The sequence below is a fragment of the Pseudomonas sp. HUK17 genome (assembly GCF_001566765.1).
This window is the reverse complement of the sequence record NZ_LSMW01000006.1, coordinates 18,182-36,238: the sequence shown is the minus strand read 5'-3', so window position 1 is coordinate 36,238 and position 18,057 is coordinate 18,182. Positions and strand designations below refer to the sequence as shown.

Here is an 18,057-nt window from a genome sequence, read left to right as displayed (position 1 = left end):
CGCCGTTCGGAGACCGCTTTGCCCACCCCACCTGCACCCTCGCCCTATCCTCCCCTGCTGCAATGGCTGGCCCTGATCCTCTGCTCCGCCCTGGTCGGGGGCGGACTCAGCTGGCTGCAGGTGCCCGCGGCCCTCTTTCTCGGCCCCATGCTGGTGGCCATCGCCTTCGGCGTCTGCGGCGCCACCATCCGTCTGCCCCGTCGGCTGTTCCAGACTGGCCAGGGCGTGGTGGGCTGCCTGATCGCCCACGCCATGACCGCCGCGGTCCTGCTCACCGTTGCCGAGCACTGGCCGGTGATGCTGCTGGCCACCGCCCTGACCGTGCTGCTCAGCCTGCTCACTGGCGCCCTGCTGGTGCGCTTCGGCGGCCTGCCTGGCAGCACCGCCGCCTGGGGCACCACGCCCGGCGCGGCCGCCGCCATGGTGGCCATGGCCGAGGAGTACGGCGCCGATCCACGGATCGTCGCCACCATGCAATACGTGCGGGTGGTCTGCGTGGTGCTGATCAGTGCCCTGGTCGGCCGGCTGCTGGGGGCCGAGGGCAGCGGCACCGGCCATCAGGCCGCGGTGGTCAGCCTGGACGGCCATTTCGCCTTCAATCTCATGCTGACCCTGGCAGTGGCCCTGGCCGGCAGCTGGCTGGGCGGCCGCCTGTTCCCCGCCGGCGCCCTGCTGCTGCCCATCGCCCTGGGTACGCTCCTGCAACTCAATGGCTGGCTGGACATCACCCTGCCCCATCTGCTGCTCGCGGTGGCCTATGGCGCCATGGGTTGCTATGTGGGACTGAGATTCGATCGGGCCACGGTCGCCTATGTCTGGCGCGCCCTGCCCAAGATGATCTTTGCCTCCCTGCTGCTGATCGCCCTCTGCGCCCTGTCGGCGCTGCTGATGGCGAAGCTGATGCACGTGGACTTTCTCACGGCCTACCTGGCGACCAGTCCGGGCGGACTGGATTCCATGGCCATCATCGCCGTGGATGCCCATGCCGATGTCGGCCTGGTACTGGCCATGCAGGCGTTGCGCCTGATCGGAGTGGTGCTGACCGGACCGCTACTGGCCCGGCAACTGGTCAAGCTGGCCCGCACCTGACGGAGGATGCGGGCGGCGCGCTCAGGCCGAGCGGCGGCGCTCGACCTGGGCGGTGATGTTGTAGCCCTCGGCGGCATGGCCGCGGACCACCACCCGTGCATCCGGATAGAAGCCCTTGAGGCGTTGTTCGAAGAGAAAGTAGATCTCCGCGCCAACCCGGATCTCCGCGGGATCGGTCAGGGTCAGGGAGAAATTGCGTATGGGATCGGCAGCATGCTGCGACTCGTTCTCCTCGATGCGCTGCATGGCGTCTTCGACGATCTGTTCGGCGATCTGCGACATCTGTGACCTCCTGGTCGGGCATTGACAGGGCGCCGTCCCAGCGACGGCCGTATCGCTAATGACCACGGGCCCGCCACGACGATTCGTTCTCTCTGCAAGATTCCGACGAAACTGTAGACTTGTCTGACTTTTATCCCCGTGTAGTGGCGTGAATCGGCCGGCTAGCGGTCTCCTGCACACCGAGGACGAGGAAGCAGCCCCGCCATGGTCGACGCTGACGATACCCCCCTCCCGCCACGCAATCCGGCCACCCAGCGCCGGGCGCTGTGGCTGCTCGTCTGCGCCGTGGCGGTGATCCTGGCGCTGGAATCCTGGCAGGTGTGGCGCAATTACCAGAACGCCTTCGCCAGTGCGCGCAGTGATGTCGGCAACATCGCCCTGGCGGCGGCCCAACATGCCGATGACGCCATCAAGGAAGCGGATTCGCTGCTGGTCAGTATCCGTGACCGGCTGGAAGATCAACCCCTCGACCAGCTGGACCGCCCTCGGGTGCATCGCCTGCTGGCGCGCCAGGCCGCCCTGTTGCCGCAACTGCACGGGCTGTTCATCTATGATCGCGACGGCGGCTGGCGGGTGACCGACAAGAGCAGTGACCCGCCCCGGGCCAGCAACGCCGATCGCGAGTACTTCCAGTTTCACCGCCAGCATGCCGCCGATGTGCTGCACGTCGGCACGGTGATCGAGAGTCGCAGCACCCAGGAGCTGATCATTCCGGTATCACGCCGCCTGGAGGACCGCGACGGTCGCTTTGCTGGCGTGCTGCTCGCCACCATCCGCCTGCAGTACTTCGTCGACTACTACGAGCGGTTCAAGCTGGATGCCCGGGGTGCCATCACCCTGGCGCAGGATGACGGTACCCTAATGGTCCGCCGTCCCTATGTACCCGCGCACGTCGGTACCCCGCTCGCCAGCAGCGAGCTGTTTCGCCAGTACGTGACCCAGGCGCCCAACGGTACCGCCCTGGTGCGGGCCATGATCGACGGCCGTGAACGCCTCTATGCCTTCCAGCATCTGGAAGGCTATCCCCTGGTGGCCCTGGCCGGTATCTCCAGGAGCGATATCCTCGCCAGCTGGCGCCAGGACATGCTGAGATCGGTGACGGTGGTCGGCCTCATCATCGTCGGCATGCTGATCTTCGGCTTCAGCCTGCTGCGCGAGATCCGCGCCGGCGAACGCAGCGCGGCGGCCCTGCGTCTGGCCCACGACGAGCTGCACCTGCTGACCCTCAAGGACAGCCTGACCGGGCTGGGCAATCGTCGCCAGTTCGACAACCTGCTGCCGGTGGAGCTGGCCCGGGCGCAGCGCAACGCTCAGTCGCTCAGCCTGCTGATGATCGACATCGATCACTTCAAGGCCTACAACGACCACTATGGCCATCCAGCGGGCGATCGCTGCCTGCAGGCCGTGGCCGGCGTGGTGGCCTCGGCGGCGCGACGCCCGGGCGATCTGGCGGCACGCTACGGCGGCGAGGAGATGGTCCTACTGCTGCCCAATTGCGACGAGATCGGCGCCCAGCGGGTAGCCGCCACGGTCCAGGAACGCCTGCAGGTGCTGGAGGTGGCCCATGCCACCAGTCCTTTCGGCCGCATCACCGTCAGCCTTGGCATCGCCGTCCAGCCGCCTGGTCAATCGCCACCGCCGCAGCCCGCCGACCTGCTGGCCAGCGCCGATGCCGCCCTCTATCGCGCCAAGCACCTGGGCCGCAATCGCACCCATCCACCGCCGGAGACGGACGCCCTCCAGGACCGGTCAGGCCTGCCTTAACCGCAGATCATGCCGCCGCGATAGTGCACCCGGTCCTTGCCCGCGCGCTTGGCCTGGTAGAGCTCGCTGTCGGCCTGCTTGAGCAGGTCCGAGGGCTGGTAACCCGGCGCGAAGCGCGCCACGCCCGCACTGAAGGAAAAGCAGGTGCCGGTGCGGGTGTTGCTGCGGATGTCGTCCAGCAGCGCCTGCAGCCGCTGCGCCAGGTGGCGCTCGTCGTCGGGCTTGAGCAGTACCCCGAATTCCTCGCCGCCCAGGCGTCCGAAATGGCCGTCGGGGAAATGCCGGCCAAGGATCAGCGCGGTTTCCTTGAGCACCTGGTCGCCCACGTCGTGGCCGAATCTGTCGTTGATCCGCTTGAAGTCATCGATGTCGAGCATGACGAAATACCAGGACGGGGAGCCCTCACGGCAGACCTGCTCCGCGTCCAGCATCAGCGCACGGCGGTTGCTGATCCCGGTGAGGGCATCGGTTTCCGCCTGCAGGCGATAGCGCTCCTTGAGCTCCAGGGTGGTGGCGACGATACGCACGAAGGTGGCGTTGAGCAGCAGCCCCAGCGCCAGGCTGGCGCCCAGCATCACCGCGAACAGCGGCAGGGCCGCTGCCGTGACGGTGTCCAGCTCGCCATAGAAGAGCAGCAGCCAGACCGCACCGGCGGCGATGCCGTAATCGAGCACATGGGAAAAGAGAATAGTCGAGCCGAGGATGATGACGATGGCCGTGGGGATCATCCAGGCATGGCCAGCCTCGCCCATGCCGAGGATCTGAAAGCGGAAGGCCAGGGCCTCGAACAGCACGAACACCAGGGCGAACAGGCGCCAGATGGCAAAGCGGCGCGCAGTGGTCATCGCCAGGCAAGAGCCGATCATGCCGGCAAAGGCCAGCCAGCCCCACACCGGCACCCCGGCGGTCAGAAAGGGGTTGATCAGCACGCTGATCAACCAGCCCAGGATGCCGGTGCTCTGCGCCAGCACATTGGGCAACTGCAGCATCTGGCGGATATGAGTCTGATAAGTCATTGCACAACTCGAACGCCAAATTTAGTGGCCAACCGATATCACCGGATGCTATCCCATTCGTGGCCCGTCGTCGGCGGGAAGCGGACTCAAGCAAGACAATAGACGTCTGAACAGCGCACTGCTGGTGACAAGACCGCATAGGACCACGCCTGCGAGCAGACTGACCAAACGGACGGCGGCGAAATGACGCCATCGGTCAGCTCACTCTGCGGACCGGCGCGCCCGTCCCGCTAAGCTCTTCGCTTCGGGAGTTTCGACTAGGCTTGGCAGTGCCCAGGCCGTCGTTCATGCTTCCAAGGCTTTATCAGCTTCCACTACCGGTATAGAACAAACCAGGCGCCATCATGGAAATCGATGCTCTGTTCGATCACCTGCATACCCTTCCCAGCATTCCCAAGGTGGCTCAGGAGCTGATCCAGCAATTCGACGATCCGGACAGCAGTATCGAAGACGTGGCCCGCAATCTGGCCCTGGATCCGGTACTGTCGGCCAAGGTCCTGCGCCTGGCCAATTCGGTGCGCTTTCGTGGCGTCCGTCCCTCTACCAGCATCGAAGGCGCGGCCATCCGTCTGGGTTTCGACGCCCTGCGCACCCTGGTGCTGGCCTCGGCAGTGACCGCGGCCTTCCGCCACAATCCCAGCTTCGATCCGCGGGATTTCTGGCAGCACAGTTTCGATGTGGCCAGCATCTGCCGCGTTCTCGCCCGCCAGGCCGGCGCCGATCCCGAGACCGCCTTTACCTGCGGCATGCTGCACAGCATTGGCGAGTTGCTGATCAAGACGGCGGCGCCCGACATCGCCGCGCGCATCGACGCCGAGCAACGCGCGCCGGTGCCCGCCGACCAGGCCATCGGCTTCGGCTACCCCGAGGTGGGCGCGGAGCTGGCCCGCCGCTGGCAACTGCCGGTGGTGATCCAGCATGCTATCGCCTACCAGCTGCATCCCCAGGATGCACCCGAGGATTCCACCCAGGCGCGGATGGTCGCTCAGGCCCGGCTGGTGTCTTTTGTCCTGCGCCGCCACGGTGGCATCAATGACCAGGCCAAGGCCGCCCTGGCCAATCCCCTGCTGGAAGGCGTGGATCTGGATCACCTGCTGGGCGAGTTGCCCGAGGTCATAGAGGCGGACAAGGCCTTTGGTACCCTGATCAACTGACCGGCTGTCCCGTGCGCAGGCAAGGCCACCGCCTGCATCACAAATCTGCCAGTCGGTCATGGCGAAAATCGAACGGGCACCGCAAGAATCGGTCGAAGCGTTATAGCTGACAGGAGTGATTGCGATGGCCGAGCCGCTGAAGTTCACGGATGCGAACACCATTATCAAGGGCGCTTTCCAACCCATGTTGTGCGCCATGACCGCCCAGGATCAGGCGACCTTCAACGTCGAGGTCTATGCACCCAACGGCACGGCACTGTTGCAGCGACGCATCGCCCGGGTCGATCTGCTCGACAACTCCCTGCTGGAAGCCTTCATCTGCGACAGCCGCGCCCGTATCGAGCGGGCGACCCATGAGCGACTCGACTGGCAGGTGCGTTACACCCGTGCCTCCTGAGATCGCATCGAGCGGTCGAACAAAGGCGCCCCGCGAGGCGCCTTTCGTTTGCCTGTCAATCGTTGAGCACGCGCTTCTGCTGACTGCCCTGGGCCTTGGTGGCAGGCGTCTTGTCGGCCTTCTTCTGGGTGGACGGCTTGGCGCTAGACGTGTCGTCGGCGCTGTCTCTGTTGCTGGTGTTGGAGCTGCCCGGCGCGCCGATGCCGTTGCCGGTCACTCCGGCGTCGTTGTTGCTGCTGGCGGCCAGGCTGGGACCGGCCAACAGGGCCAGGGCAGCGCTCAGGGCGAGGATCAGCGGGGTCTTGCGCATCTTGGTGTCCTCCGGCCGCGAAAGGAAGGGTGTCGCGGGCTGCACCCTGCCTGATTAGGCCAAAGGCCGGGCCAAGCGTTCCCACCTTCCTATAGACTAACGGCCATCCCGCCGCGCCTCGAAAGGTCCGGCCGTCGTATTCAGGAGTTGCCGTGAAGCACCGTTACCTCATCGTCGATTGCACCGCGCTCGATAGCCCTGCGCTGTTCGACTATCTGGCCGAGGCGCCGCAGCACCGCGTCATCGTCTCCGGCGGCACGGCCGAGCAACTGTTCGCGGCGGAGCTCTGGCCGCGCCTGCGCGAGCGCCTGGCGCCCCATGCCGAACGCTTCTTCTTCGCCGACTCCAGCGGCCCGCTGCTGCAGGCCGAACTGGAGGGCCGCAAGCCCGGTCTGCTGGATCGCGAGTTGACCCTGGCCTTCAAGCAGGCGGTGACCGCCGATGCCGAGGATGATCGCGTCCTGACCCGTATCCGCCGCGAACTGCTCGATACCGATGACGACTACCAGGCCAATCGCCGCATCTTCCTCAACAGCCTGCTGGGCCAGATGCGCCGCGCCCTGCCGGCAGGGGCGGTGACCGCCGGCAACTGGCAGGACGCCGTCCGCCAGGCCATCGCCGCGGCCCAGCAGGGGCTGGCCAAGGGCTTCGCGCCGGGTCTGGCCGATGCGCCCTTCAAGGTCTTCCTCAAGGCCTATCCGCTGGCCGCACGCTATGTCGCCCAGCTCGCCGTGCTGCTGATCACCGCCGGGCGCCAGGACAACGACGTCCTCATCGATCGCTTCGTCGCCCAGGATCCGGCCCTGGTCGCCACCCTGTTCGATGGCCTGCTCACCGAAGACGACGACCAGCGCCAGGCCTACACCGCGCTCAAACGCACCCTGGATGCCCTGGGGACCGGCGGTCAGGCGTTGCACTAGGTCTCTAGAGACGCTCCAACAGCGCCGGCAGGATCACCCCGGCGGCGCCCAGCAGTTGCCAGTCGCCACTGAAATCCGCTGCCGGTTGCGGATCGATGCGCACCACCGTGGCGCCCTGCTGGCGCGCCACTTCAGGCAGACTGGCCGCCGGCTGCACCAGTCCCGACGTGCCGACCACCAGGCAGAGGTCGCAACGCTCGGCCAGCGCCCAGGCGTTGGCCAGGGCCGCCTCGGGCAGGGACTCGCCAAACCAGACCACCCCAGGCCGGGCCAGACCGCCACAGTAGGCACAACGTGGTGGCGCCACGAGCTGATCCTCGGCTTCCGGTAACGCCGGCGCTGCCAAGGGCCGCGCGCATTCGAAGCAGCGCGGCGCATGCAGGCTGCCATGCAGATGAATCACGTCGCCACTGCCGGCGCGCTCGTGCAGGTCGTCGACATTCTGGGTGACCAGGCCCAGCCGCCCGTGCCGGCTACCCCAGTCCGCCAGGGCGCGATGCGCGGGATTGGGCTGGGCCGCCAGCACCTGGACACGGCGCCACTCGTACCAGCTCCAGACCCGGACCGGGTCCTCGACGAAGGCTGCGGCCGTCGCCAGTTGCGCCGGATCGAAGCGCGCCCACAAGCCGGTCAGGGCTTCGCGAAAGGTGGCGATACCGCTTTCCGCCGACACGCCGGCACCGGTCAGCACCAGCACCTCGTCGGCCTGGCGCAGGCGATCGAGCAGTACCGGCGGTAAGGCGGCGAGGCCGTCTCGGCAATCGATGGGATCGGGCATGAAGGCGTTGGCTCCTGACATCTGCGGCAAAACAACAGGGTCTTGCGGACCGCGGAAAAGGGCGAAAGTGTGACGATACTCGACGGATGGTGAGTCCACTCATCGTTTTCCAGGGAACTGAGGTTCAACCCTGGCGCTACAGGCCGATAATCCGGGAGTCCGCGTCCGATGTCGCTCCTACCCCAACGGTATGTGAATGAAGAAGTCCGTCGTTTCCAAGTATCCGCGCCTGCTGATCGCCGGCGTTCTCGCCCTCGTCACCCTGGTCAGCCTGGCCTGCTGGTGGTGGCTCAAGCCTTCCACTCCGGCTCCGACCGCCACGGCCATGCTCGCCAGTGTGCAGCAGGCCCCCGAACACTGGACCCAGGAGCCCCGCGATTTCTCCGTGCTGCTGGCCGATCTGCGCGCCGGCGTCATCAGTGGCGCCGTGATCGGTGACCGTACCCTCTACGTCGACACCACCCGCGGCGAGCACTACGCGGTGACCGATAATGGCGGTCGCCTGACCGACCGGTTGCTGGCCGATTACGCCACCCAGGCCGAGCCGCTGTTTCCGATCGCCACCTGGAGCGAGTCCGGCCAGCGCCACCCCTGGCTGGATGCCCTGCTGTTCAACCTGCCGGGCTATCTGCTCCTGCTGTTGCTGGCCGTGCCCCTGGCGCTGCGCTTCGCCAGCCCCTTCAAGCTGCACCGCAAGGGCACCGGCATCTCCTTCAAGGATGTGGTCGGCGCCGCCGAAGCCAAGCGCGCCCTGGAAGACGTCACCACCTGTCTGCGCAATCCCAAGGCCTTCGCCGCCCTGGGTGCCCGTCCGCCCAAGGGCGTGCTGCTGACCGGCGAACCCGGCACCGGCAAGACCCAGCTGGCCAAGGCCCTGGCCACCGAGTGCAACGCCCACTTCATCCAGGTGACCGGCAGTGATTTCTCCTCGATGTTCTTCGGCGTAGGCATCCAGAAGGTCAAGTCGCTGTTCCGCACCGCGCGCAAGAAGGCGCCCTGCATCATCTTCATCGACGAGATCGACGGCATCGGCCGCCGCGCCGAGCAGTCGCGCTCCAGCGATGCCGAAGCCAACCGCATCATCAACCAGTTCCTTACCGAGCTGGACGGCTTCGATGGCACCAGCGGAGTACTGGTCCTGGGCGCCACCAACTTCGCCGACTCCCTGGATCCGGCGCTGCGCCGCGAAGGCCGCTTCGACCGCACCATCGCCGTGCCGTTGCCGAGCCTGGAAGACCGTCGCGCGCTGTTCGAACTCTATGCCGGCAAGCTGCCCTGCCAGGGCGAACTGGATCTGGCCGCCCTCTCCCGCGGCACCGTGGGCCTGACCCCGGCGGCCATCGCCTACATCAGCAACCACGCCGCCCTGCTGGCCGCCCGCGAGAACGCCAGCGCCGTGACCATGGCCCACTTCGTCGAGGCCATCGAGACCTGCCGCATCGGCGAGCAACCGGTCGGTGTCACCCCGCTGGGTTCGGCCGAGCGTACCCGCATCGCCGTGCACGAAGCCGGTCATGCCCTGGTCGCCGCCGTGCTCAATGTCGGTCGGGTGGAAAAGGTCACCCTGCTGCCCCGTGGCCAGGCCCTGGGCGTGACCTTGATCACCCCCACCGAAGACAAGCGCCTGCACCTGAAATCGGAACTCGAAGGTCGCATTCAGATGCTGCTGGCCGGTCGCTGCGCCGAGCAGCTGTACTTCAACGAGGTCTCCTCGGGTGCCGCCCAGGATCTGCAGGAAGCCTCCAAGCTGGCGCTGTCCATGGTCGCCTCCCTGGGCATGGGCCCGAGCGGCTCGCTGCTCAGCCTGCAGGCCCTGCGCGACGCTGGCATCGACTTCGACGCCGCGCCCAGCATCGCCGCTGCAGACCAGTTGCTGCACAGCCTGGATCATCGCTGCCTGGCGCTGATCACCGAACTCAAGCCGGCGCTGGACGACATCACCGACCAGTTGCTGCGCGACGAGACCATTCCCGGCAGCGCCGTGGCCGAAGCCATCGCCCGCGCCAGCGGCCTGGAAGCCTGCGGCGCCCTCAACCGTGCCCTGGCCTTCGTGCCGGAACGTTCGACTGACCCGCGCGCGGGTGACGGCGAACGCAGCATCGCGGCGGCCTTCAAGGGCGAGTGATACCCGCGACGCCTTGAAACGCAAAAGCCCCGGTCCGCCGGGGCTTTTTCATGTCAGCGCCTGAACAGGCTCCTAGAGGATATTGGCGTAATCCGCCTCTATCCGATCCAGGCTCAGGTGGTTGAGGAAGTTGGAGAAACACATCCAGGCCGCCAGGGCGTTGAGGTCCTGAAATTGCGCCGGCAGGTACTTGGGTGGTACCACCACGCCCTCGTCCACCAGCTGGCGCAGGATGCGCATGTCCTCCAGGGTGGTCTTGCCGCAGAACAGCAGCGGGATCTGTTCCAGCTTGCCCTTGCGCACCGCCAGCTGGATGTAGTTGTAGATCAGGATGAAGCCCTTGAGATAGGACAGGTCCTTGGTGAAGGGCAGCCCGGTCGGCGTCGAGCCGCGAAACACCCGGCTGGCGTTCTGGTAGCCCGACTCCAGGTCGTAGCCCTGCTCCTGGAAGAAGCGGAAGACCTCGAGGAAATCGGCGCCGTCCTCGGCCAGGTGGATGGCGCGGGTGCGATTGGTCAGCTTGCGCAGGCGGGTCGGATAGGAGGCGAAGGCGATCACCTCCATGAGGATCGCCAGGCCTTCCTGGGTCACGGTGGACGACGGCGGGCCCTTGGCCAGGAAGGTGCAGATCGGCTGGTTCTGGCCATTGAGGGTGGTGCCGACGTGCACCAGGCCCTCGTGGACCTCCAGGGCGCGCACGTCACGCTCGTTGAACAGGGCGTCGGCGCGCACCTTGATGTAGTCGGCGCCAGCCGCGGCGTCGGCGACGATACCGTCGGACTCGAACACCCGGATGGTGCCTTCCGTCTCGCCAAAGACCCGATTCAGCCGTTCCTGCAGGATGGGCACGGCGTCCTTGGCGGTCAGGGTCTTGGGCTCGTCTTCCAGGGCGCCGCGATGGGCGATGTTGTCCAGGTAGCTGGACATCATCATGCCCAGGTCGGCCAGGGTCGGATCGCCGGCATGAAAGGCGTCCGAGGCGGCGCCATAGAGCTCCTGGGAAATCAGCCCGAAGTCCGGGGTGCCGCGCGCCTGCAGCATGCGGATCACCATGCGGTACTCGCGGCACATGCGCCTCATGATCTGGCCGACCGGATTGAACTGGCCGAGCTGGCGGGTGACCTCCCGCTCGATGCTCTGGAATTCGCCCTTGAGCGCATCGGCGTCGAAGCCCAACGGGCGCCCTTCGTAGAAGGCGCGATCCACCGCCGGCAGGCGCTTGCCCTTGCCGTCCAGGAAGCCCTGGCGCACCCCGTCGTCCCACTTCACCGCATCGAGGATGCGGATCGGCGCCTGGGCCGCGACGATGCTATCGGACAGCTGGCGGATGGTCTGGTGATAGGGATCGAGAAAGGGCTGGCGGGCATTCATGACGGCGACCGGGCGACGGGCAAGACCTCAAGGATGGCCGTTGCCGCGTCTTTTGCCTAGGTTTCGTGACGGCAGACCGGCCGAGCCGCGCTATTTGGCGAACAGCTGGCTCATGTCCTTGAAGGCCTTGAACTCCAGGGCGTTGCCGCAGGGGTCGAAGAGAAACATGGTGGCCTGCTCGCCGACCTGGCCCTGGAAGCGGATATAGGGCTCGATGACGAATTGGGTCTCGCGGGCGCGCAGACGGTCGGCCAGGGCTTCCCACTCGTCCCAGCCGAGCACGATACCGAAGTGCGGCACCGGCACGTTGTGGCCGTCCACGGCGTTGGTGTGAGCCTCGTCCTGGGACGCGGTCTTGGGGTGCTCGTGGATCACCAGCTGGTGGCCATAGAAGTCGAAGTCGACCCAGTGGTCGCTGGAGCGGCCTTCGGCGAGGCCGAAGACATCCCCGTAGAAGTGCCGGGCGGCGGCCAGATCGTAGACGGGGATGGCGAGGTGGAAGGGCGACAAGGCCATGCTGGGAAATCCTGCTGAGGGGGAATGCAGCCATTCTCACCCCAGGTTTTCCTGTGCATAAAGCGTATTTTACTGCCCCCGAGCGACAAAAATTTTGTGGCTCGCTACAGTGGCCTCTCCTGACTTCAGGCCACCAGCATGCTTCGCGAACTCAAGACCCTGCTCGCCGTAGCCCGCCATGGCAGTTTCGCCGCGGCCGGTCTGCACGTGGGCCTCACGCCCTCGGCGGTGAGCGCCCAGATCCGCACCCTGGAACAGAATCTGGGCGTGGACCTGTTCGACCGCAATGGCCGCAGCGCCCTGCTCAATGCCGCGGGACGCCGCGCCCTGCCGCTGGCCGAAGAGATCCTCGCCACCTATGCGCGCATGGCGGGCGCCGGGGACGAGATCCAGGGCGAGTTGCGCATCGGCGCCATCGCCAGCGTCCAGACCGGCCTGCTCCCCGGCACCCTGGTGCGGCTGCGCCAGCGGGCGCCACGCCTGGAGCCCCGCCTAGTGCCTGGGGTGTCGCTCGCCCTGCTCAGCCAGGTGGACGCCGGCGAGCTGGACCTGGCCATCCTCATCCGCCCGCCCTTCGAGCTGCCCAAGGAGTTGCACGCCACCACCTTGTTGCAGGAACCCTTCGTGCTGATCGTCCCGCCAGGGCTGACAGGTGACGATCCGCGCCTGCTGCTGGAAACTCAGCCCTTCATTCGCTACGACCGCCACTCCTTCGGCGGGCGCCGGGTCAGCGCCTTTCTACGCGAGCAGCGCCTGACGGTGCGCCAGGTGCTCGAACTCGACGAACTCGACGCCATCGTCAAGATGGTGGAGCACGGCCTGGGCGTGGCCCTGGTGCCCTGCGCCGGCCTCTGGCTGGAGCATCCCCGGGTGCGCCGGCTGTTCCTGGGCCCCCTCACCTTCCACCGCGAACTGCAGATCATCGCCCGCCACGCCGGGCGCGACCTGCCGGCCGTGGCGCTATTCCGCCGCTGCCTGACCGAAGCCGTGTCAGAGCCTGGTTAAAATCTCGCGAGCTAGAGACAAACAAGGCGAAAATGGCTGAGGAAGCGGAGTTTACGAGTGGTAAATGAGCATTCCGAAGCCATTTTCAACACAGTTTGGCCGACGCGCAGCAGATTTTGAACAGGCTCTTAGAACAGGTGCACCAGCAACCAGTAGAGTGACGCGGACAGCGCCATGGCCACCGGCAGGGTGAGCACCCAGGCCAGCGCCAGGTTGCGCACCGTGGCCCACTGCAATCCGGAACCGTTGGCGGCCATGGTCCCGGCCACGCCCGAAGAGAGCACATGGGTGGTGGAGACCGGCAGGCCGAAGGCGTCCGCCGCGCCGATGGTGCCCATGGCCACCAGCTCGGCCGAGGCGCCCTGGGCATAGGTCAGGTGGGTCTTGCCGATACGCTCACCGACGGTGATGACGATGCGCCGCCAGCCGACCAGGGTCCCCAGCCCCAGAGCGATGGCCACCGCCACCTTGACCCACAGCGGGATGAAACGGGTAGCCTGGTCGATCTGCCGCTTGAATTCCTTGAGGTCCTCCTGCGCCTTGGGCGCCAGCCCCGGCAGATGCTCCTTTTCCAGCAGGCGGATGGATTCCGACGCCAGGTACATGGCGTTGCGCACGTTGGGCATGCTCTGCGCCGGCACGTTGTTGAGAGCGCCGTACTGACGCACCTCGCGGGCGATGTCGTCGGTGATGGCCGCCAGCGCCGGCAGCACCGCAGGATTGCTCTGCCGCTTGCGCACGAATTCCAGCAGTACGCCGTGGGGATCGGCTGGCGCAGCCTGGGGCGCCGCCTGGCGCAGGCCGCTGGCGGTGACCTCGGCCACAGCGGCAAAGGCCGGGGTGGCGGTGGCCGGCACCGCTCGATTGAGCGCATAGGCGGTCGGCAGGGCGCCGACCAGGATCAGCATGATCAGGCCCATGCCCTTCTGGCCATCGTTGGAACCATGGGCGAAGGATACCCCGGTGCAGGTCAGTATCAGCAGGCCGCGGATCCACGGCGGCGGCGGCTCGGCGCTCTTCGGCTCCTGGTAGAGCGTCTGGTCGCGCACGATCCGCTTGAGCAGCACCAGCAGCAGCGCCGCGCAGGCGAAGCCGATCAGCGGCGAGAACAGCAGCGCATAGCCGACCTTGGCCACCTGGCCCCAGTCCACCCCACTGCTGCCATCCATCCCGCCCAGCCAGGCATGCATCAGACCGACCCCGATGATGGAGCCGATCAGGGTATGGGAGGACGACGCCGGCAAGCCCAGCCACCAGGTACCGAGATTCCAGATGATGGCGGCGATCAGCAGGGCGAAGATCATGGCGAAGCCCTTGCCCGCGCCCATTTCCACCACCAGGTCCACCGGCAGCAGGGCGATGACGCTGAAGGCCACCGCACCGCTGGAGAACAGCACCCCGAGGAAGTTGCAGAAGCCGGACCAGAGCACCGCCGCATTGGGCGGCAGCGAGTGGGTGTAGATGACCGTGGCCACGGCGTTGGCGGTGTCGTGGAAGCCATTGACGAATTCGAAGCCGAGGGCGATCACCAGCGCCAGTGCCAGGCCGGCGAAGGGCAGCCAGGTGGTGGGCGGCGACTGGGCATCGCTGACATCATTGTGGATACCGCCGAGGGTCACGGCCAGACCGGTCAGCAGCAGCACGATGAACAGCACGATCCGCAGCGGACCGGGCTTGCGCGAACTGTGCAGGGGATGGGACAGCGGTGACAGGGAGGCGACTGGACTGGACGAAGGCATGGGGCGAACTCCGACACGGGATCTGCCTACCCTGCGCCGGCCACATGACGCTTTTACGTCAGCCAAGTGGCCAGACGACGGATGACCGTCACCTGCTTTTTTCCACCTCGACCTCGGCCTGCTAGGCTGGGCCTTTGCCCAAGGATCGCGTCTATGCCTCCCCGCCTGCTGCTCTGCCCTCTCCTGCTGTTGTCCCTGGCCACCGGTGCCCTGGCCGCCACGGAGCGGGCGCCACGCAGCTGCGCCCAGGACATCGGGCAAAAGCCGGCTCAGGCCCTGGCCACCACCTGCCGAGCGCTCTCCCCCGCCACGCGACCGCCCTGCAACGCCGCCAACAGCTGCGCCCTGATAGAGGACGAGATCGCCCGCAGCTGCGCCCTGTTCGGCGATGGCGAGGCGGCCAAGGAACCCGGTTGCGGTCCGTTGCCCAGCAGCGCCGAGGCCGCGGCGGCCGTGGTCCAGCGTTACTACCGGGCGCTGGCTGCGCGGGACTACGGCACCGCCTGGCAGCTATGGGGAGATGACGGCCAACCCGGCAACAGTTACGAGAAATTCCGCCAGGGTTATGCCCGGACCCGCAGCGTGCAGGTGACCCTCGGTCAACCTGGCCCGGTCGAGGGCGCGGCCGGCTCGAGCTACGTCAGTGTCCCGGTGACGGTAAAGGCACGTCTCACCGACGGCACCCGCCAGACCTTCAGCGGCAGCTATCAGCTGCGCCGGGTCAACGACGTCGACGGCGCCTCGGCCGAACAGCGCCGTTGGCATCTGGACAGTGCGAAGCTACGGCAACAGCACTAACCGGGGCCGATCTGCCGCAGCTGTGACAGCCGACTACGCGTCCGCGACATGTCGGCGATCTCGCTGTCGGCCAGGGTCGCGTCGAGCGGCGCGGCGCTGACCAGGAACAGCGCCAGGCGGCGGTCGTAGAGCACATCCACCAGGTTGATGAAGCGCTGTCGCGCGGCGGGGCTGGCGTCGCGCAGCGGCGGCACCGCATCGAGTAGCCAGCGCTGCCAGCTTTCGCTCAGGGTCAGGTAGTCGAGGACTGCCGTGGGGCCTTCGCAGAGGTCGGCGAAGCTGAAGTGCAGCAGACCCTCCGCGGCGCTGATGGCGGGCAGGCTGCGATGGCCTACCGGCACCTCGATCCTGGTCTGCGCCAATGGCGGCAGCGCCAGCCGACGACGCTGCTCCGGGCTACCCGGCCAGAGATAGGCACCAGCGCCGAAGGGATCGGGCTCGGCAGGGCTGGCGCCGCGATAGTCCTGGGGACCGGCCACCGAGAGGATGTCCATGCGCGTCTCGATCAAACGGATCGCCGGCAGGAAGCGCTCGTGGTAGAGCGGATTGGGCAGCAACCCCTCCGGCGGATAGTTGGAGGTGGTGATCAGCACCACACCGCGGCTGAACAAGGCCTTGAACAGCCGGGTGATGAGCATGGCATCGCCGATGTCATGCACATGGAATTCATCGAAACAGAGCAGTCGGCAGCCGGCGAGCAAGTCGTCCAGGCTGGCGGCCAGGGCATCGCCCCCCGGCGGTTGGCGAAACATCCGCTCGTGCAGCTCGCGAAAGAAGGCATGGAAGTGCACCCGTCGCTTCTCGGCGAATGGCAGGGCGGCGAAGAAGCCGTCCAGTAGGAAGCTCTTGCCACGCCCCACCGGCCCCCAGAGATAGAGGCTGCGCGGCGTCTGGCGGCGAAACAGGCGCGGGCGCAGGAGTTCGTCGGCCAAGACGGCGAAGCGCTCGATGGCGGCCTGTTGAGCGCTATCGAGGGTGTACCCACGGGTTTGGGCCAGATCGGCGAAATGCTCCAGCACCTGCTGGGCGGGCGAAGCGGAAGTCATGGCGGCTGGCCAGGAAAGATAGGCCGCTAATGAAGCCGGAGCCGACGCCGCCGGTCAAGACCGATGATGTCGGCTCACCGCAGGTTCAGGCCGCGGCGATGAACAGGCACAGGCAGCAGAAGAAACCACCGGCCCAGGCCAGGGAACGGCGGGTGGCGTGGTCGCGGATATACAGCCAGGTGTAGGCGATGCGGCTGAGCAGGAAGAGGAAGGCCCAGAAGTTGATGGTGCCCTGGTCGGCGCCACCGGTGACGTGGGCGACGATCACTGCCGCGGCGAACAGCGGATTGATCTCGAAGGCGTTCTGCTGAGCGGCATTGGCCCGGGCCCGGGCGCCTTCCAGCTTGCCGAGGAAGCTGCGCGGATCCCGATTGTCCTCGGGCGTGAAGCCGCTGCCCTTGAACTTGGCGTAATAGGCCGCGCCATAGGGCACGAGATAGACGAGGAAGATGCACCAGTAGGCGAAGGTCATGTCGGCGTCCCTGGAAGTGTGAGGGTTCGCCTATCTGACCTGCCTGGCCGGGAAAAATCCACTCCGCTTCAGGTGGGTGTGGATCTATGGGTCCAGCGGGCCATCAGCGCGGTCGCCACCGCACAGAGCGCCAGCACCGCGCACATGGGCACCACGGTGCCGTTGTGCAGCGCGCCCACGCTGCTGGAGGCCAGCGCCGCCAGGATGAACTGCAGACTGCCCATCAGCGCCGAGGCACTGCCGGCATTGGCGCCCTGCCCCGCCAGGGCGCAGGCCGAGGCGTTGGGCACGATGCCACCGAGCAGGGCGATGGCGCAGAACAATGGAATCATCAGCACCGGCAGCGCCTTGGGCTGGAAGGCACCCACCAGCAGCAGGACCAGCCCCGCCGCGGCATAGGCCACCACCGCGCGACGCAACCAGAAGGCCGGTCCCTGGCGGACCACCAGGCGGGCATTGAGCTGCCCCAGCAGGATGAAGCCAGCGGCGTTGAGGCCGAAGACCCAGCCGTAGTGCTCGGGTTTGACGCCGTAGAGTTCGATCAGCACGAAGGGCGAGCCGGAGATGTAGGCGAACATGCCGGCCATGGCGATGCCGCCGGTGAGGGTGTGGCCGATGAAGGTGCGATCACGCAGCAGCCGCAGGTAGTTGCGCAAGGCCCCCCGCAGCGGCGGCCGTGGATGGTGCGCCGGCAAGGACTCGGGCAACCAGAGCGCCACGGCGGTACCGCAGGCGGCGGCGAACAGCGCCAGGCTGACGAAGATCGCCTGCCAGCCAAAGGTGCTGAGCAGGAGGCTGCCGGCGAAGGGCGCGATGATGGGGGCGATCCCGGTCACCAGCATGATCTGCGAGAAGGCCCGCGCCGCGGCCATGGGCTCGCAGAGATCCCGCACCACGGCTCGCGCGATCACCATGCCGGCGCAACCGCCCAGGGCCTGGACGAAGCGCGCGGCGATCAGCCAGGGCAGACTCGGCGCCAGGGCGCAGCCCAGCGACGCCAGGCAGAACAGGCCGATGCCGATCAGCAGCGGCAGGCGGCGACCGAAGCGGTCCGCCAGGGGGCCATAGAACAGCTGACCGCTGGCCAGACCGGCGAAATACACCGCCAGACTCAGCTGCACGTGTTCGATGTCGGTGGCGAACGACAGTGCCAGCGACGGGAAGCTGGGCAGGTACATGTCGATGGCGAAGGGAGCGAAGGCCGAAAGGGCCCCGAGAATCAACAATAAGCGAAAAGTCATGAAGCCTGATCCGATGGAAGCGGAAGTGTCGCGC

18 protein-coding genes are annotated in these 18,057 nt (G+C 66.9%); 8 read left to right on the top strand and 10 right to left on the bottom strand.

Annotation, left to right across the window (positions count from 1 at the left end):
• The first annotated feature begins 18 nt into the window (after positions 1 to 18).
• Entirely contained in the window at positions 19 to 1,089 is a 1,071-nt protein-coding gene (locus AX284_RS03945) for an AbrB family transcriptional regulator (RefSeq protein WP_017640927.1), read from the top strand.
• Between the two features lie 21 nt (positions 1,090 to 1,110).
• Here AX284_RS03945 and AX284_RS03940 read toward each other — a convergent pair whose 3' ends face one another.
• Positions 1,111 to 1,371, bottom strand: a complete 261-nt coding sequence (locus AX284_RS03940; protein WP_068383711.1) for a hypothetical protein — start codon at positions 1,369 to 1,371, stop codon at positions 1,111 to 1,113.
• A gap of 204 nt (positions 1,372 to 1,575) precedes the next feature.
• Here AX284_RS03940 and AX284_RS03935 point away from each other — a divergent pair, with 204 nt between their 5' ends.
• On the top strand, positions 1,576 to 3,135 hold the full coding sequence (locus AX284_RS03935; protein WP_068383709.1) for a GGDEF domain-containing protein: 1,560 nt from the start codon (positions 1,576 to 1,578) through the stop codon (positions 3,133 to 3,135).
• Here AX284_RS03935 and AX284_RS03930 read toward each other — a convergent pair.
• A complete protein-coding gene (locus tag AX284_RS03930; protein ID WP_064308582.1) occupies positions 3,132 to 4,151 on the bottom strand; it encodes a GGDEF domain-containing protein in 1,020 nt (339 codons plus the stop codon). The genes AX284_RS03935 and AX284_RS03930 overlap by 4 nt on opposite strands.
• A 341-nt stretch (positions 4,152 to 4,492) precedes the next feature.
• Here AX284_RS03930 and AX284_RS03925 point away from each other — a divergent pair, with 341 nt between their 5' ends.
• Complete coding sequence (locus AX284_RS03925; protein WP_197480265.1) at positions 4,493 to 5,305, top strand: HDOD domain-containing protein; 813 nt, start codon at positions 4,493 to 4,495, stop codon at positions 5,303 to 5,305.
• A 124-nt stretch (positions 5,306 to 5,429) separates the two neighbouring features.
• Positions 5,430 to 5,702: a hypothetical protein gene (locus tag AX284_RS03920; RefSeq protein ID WP_059313784.1), complete on the top strand. Its 273-nt coding sequence runs from the start codon at positions 5,430 to 5,432 to the stop codon at positions 5,700 to 5,702.
• A 55-nt stretch (positions 5,703 to 5,757) separates the two neighbouring features.
• On the opposite strand, the gene AX284_RS03915 is transcribed toward AX284_RS03920, so the two are convergent.
• Positions 5,758 to 6,012, bottom strand: a complete 255-nt coding sequence (locus tag AX284_RS03915) for a hypothetical protein (protein ID WP_064308584.1) — start codon at positions 6,010 to 6,012, stop codon at positions 5,758 to 5,760.
• A gap of 152 nt (positions 6,013 to 6,164) precedes the next feature.
• Here AX284_RS03915 and AX284_RS03910 point away from each other — a divergent pair, with 152 nt between their 5' ends.
• Positions 6,165 to 6,932 (top strand): hypothetical protein, encoded by a 768-nt coding sequence (locus AX284_RS03910; protein ID WP_064308585.1) that lies wholly within the window; start codon positions 6,165 to 6,167, stop codon positions 6,930 to 6,932.
• Positions 6,933 to 6,936: 4 nt separating this feature from the next.
• Here the strand turns inward: AX284_RS03910 and AX284_RS03905 are convergent, their stop codons facing one another.
• A complete protein-coding gene (locus tag AX284_RS03905) occupies positions 6,937 to 7,710 on the bottom strand; it encodes an SIR2 family NAD-dependent protein deacylase (protein ID WP_064308586.1) in 774 nt (257 codons plus the stop codon).
• A gap of 196 nt (positions 7,711 to 7,906) precedes the next feature.
• On the opposite strand from AX284_RS03905, the gene AX284_RS03900 reads away from it, so the two are divergent.
• Positions 7,907 to 9,835, top strand: coding sequence for an AAA family ATPase (locus AX284_RS03900; RefSeq protein WP_017640919.1), 1,929 nt, complete (start codon positions 7,907 to 7,909; stop codon positions 9,833 to 9,835).
• Positions 9,836 to 9,907: 72 nt separating this feature from the next.
• Here AX284_RS03900 and AX284_RS03895 read toward each other — a convergent pair whose 3' ends face one another.
• Positions 9,908 to 11,206, bottom strand: a complete 1,299-nt coding sequence (locus AX284_RS03895) for a flavohemoglobin expression-modulating QEGLA motif protein (protein WP_068383707.1) — start codon at positions 11,204 to 11,206, stop codon at positions 9,908 to 9,910.
• A gap of 90 nt (positions 11,207 to 11,296) precedes the next feature.
• Entirely contained in the window at positions 11,297 to 11,722 is a 426-nt protein-coding gene (locus tag AX284_RS03890) for a VOC family protein (RefSeq protein WP_017640917.1), read from the bottom strand.
• Between the two features lie 138 nt (positions 11,723 to 11,860).
• Here AX284_RS03890 and AX284_RS03885 point away from each other — a divergent pair, with 138 nt between their 5' ends.
• Complete coding sequence (locus tag AX284_RS03885; RefSeq protein ID WP_068383706.1) at positions 11,861 to 12,727, top strand: LysR family transcriptional regulator; 867 nt, start codon at positions 11,861 to 11,863, stop codon at positions 12,725 to 12,727.
• 128 nt (positions 12,728 to 12,855) lie between these two features.
• Here AX284_RS03885 and AX284_RS03880 read toward each other — a convergent pair whose 3' ends face one another.
• The gene (locus AX284_RS03880; protein ID WP_068383705.1) at positions 12,856 to 14,466 is read right to left on the bottom strand and encodes an inorganic phosphate transporter; all 1,611 of its coding nucleotides are present in this window, start codon (positions 14,464 to 14,466) and stop codon (positions 12,856 to 12,858) included.
• Between the two features lie 153 nt (positions 14,467 to 14,619).
• On the opposite strand from AX284_RS03880, the gene AX284_RS03875 reads away from it, so the two are divergent.
• Positions 14,620 to 15,264 (top strand): hypothetical protein, encoded by a 645-nt coding sequence (locus AX284_RS03875; protein WP_068383704.1) that lies wholly within the window; start codon positions 14,620 to 14,622, stop codon positions 15,262 to 15,264.
• On the opposite strand, the gene zapE is transcribed toward AX284_RS03875, so the two are convergent.
• The 3 genes from zapE to AX284_RS03860 form a co-directional block, all read right to left on the bottom strand.
• The gene (zapE, locus tag AX284_RS03870) at positions 15,261 to 16,310 is read right to left on the bottom strand and encodes a cell division protein ZapE (protein ID WP_068383702.1); all 1,050 of its coding nucleotides are present in this window, start codon (positions 16,308 to 16,310) and stop codon (positions 15,261 to 15,263) included. The genes AX284_RS03875 and zapE overlap by 4 nt on opposite strands.
• An 85-nt stretch (positions 16,311 to 16,395) precedes the next feature.
• Positions 16,396 to 16,782 (bottom strand): MAPEG family protein, encoded by a 387-nt coding sequence (locus AX284_RS03865; RefSeq protein WP_017638759.1) that lies wholly within the window; start codon positions 16,780 to 16,782, stop codon positions 16,396 to 16,398.
• A 68-nt stretch (positions 16,783 to 16,850) separates the two neighbouring features.
• A complete protein-coding gene (locus tag AX284_RS03860; protein WP_026083563.1) occupies positions 16,851 to 18,023 on the bottom strand; it encodes a multidrug effflux MFS transporter in 1,173 nt (390 codons plus the stop codon).
• Positions 18,024 to 18,057: the final 34 nt, after the last annotated feature.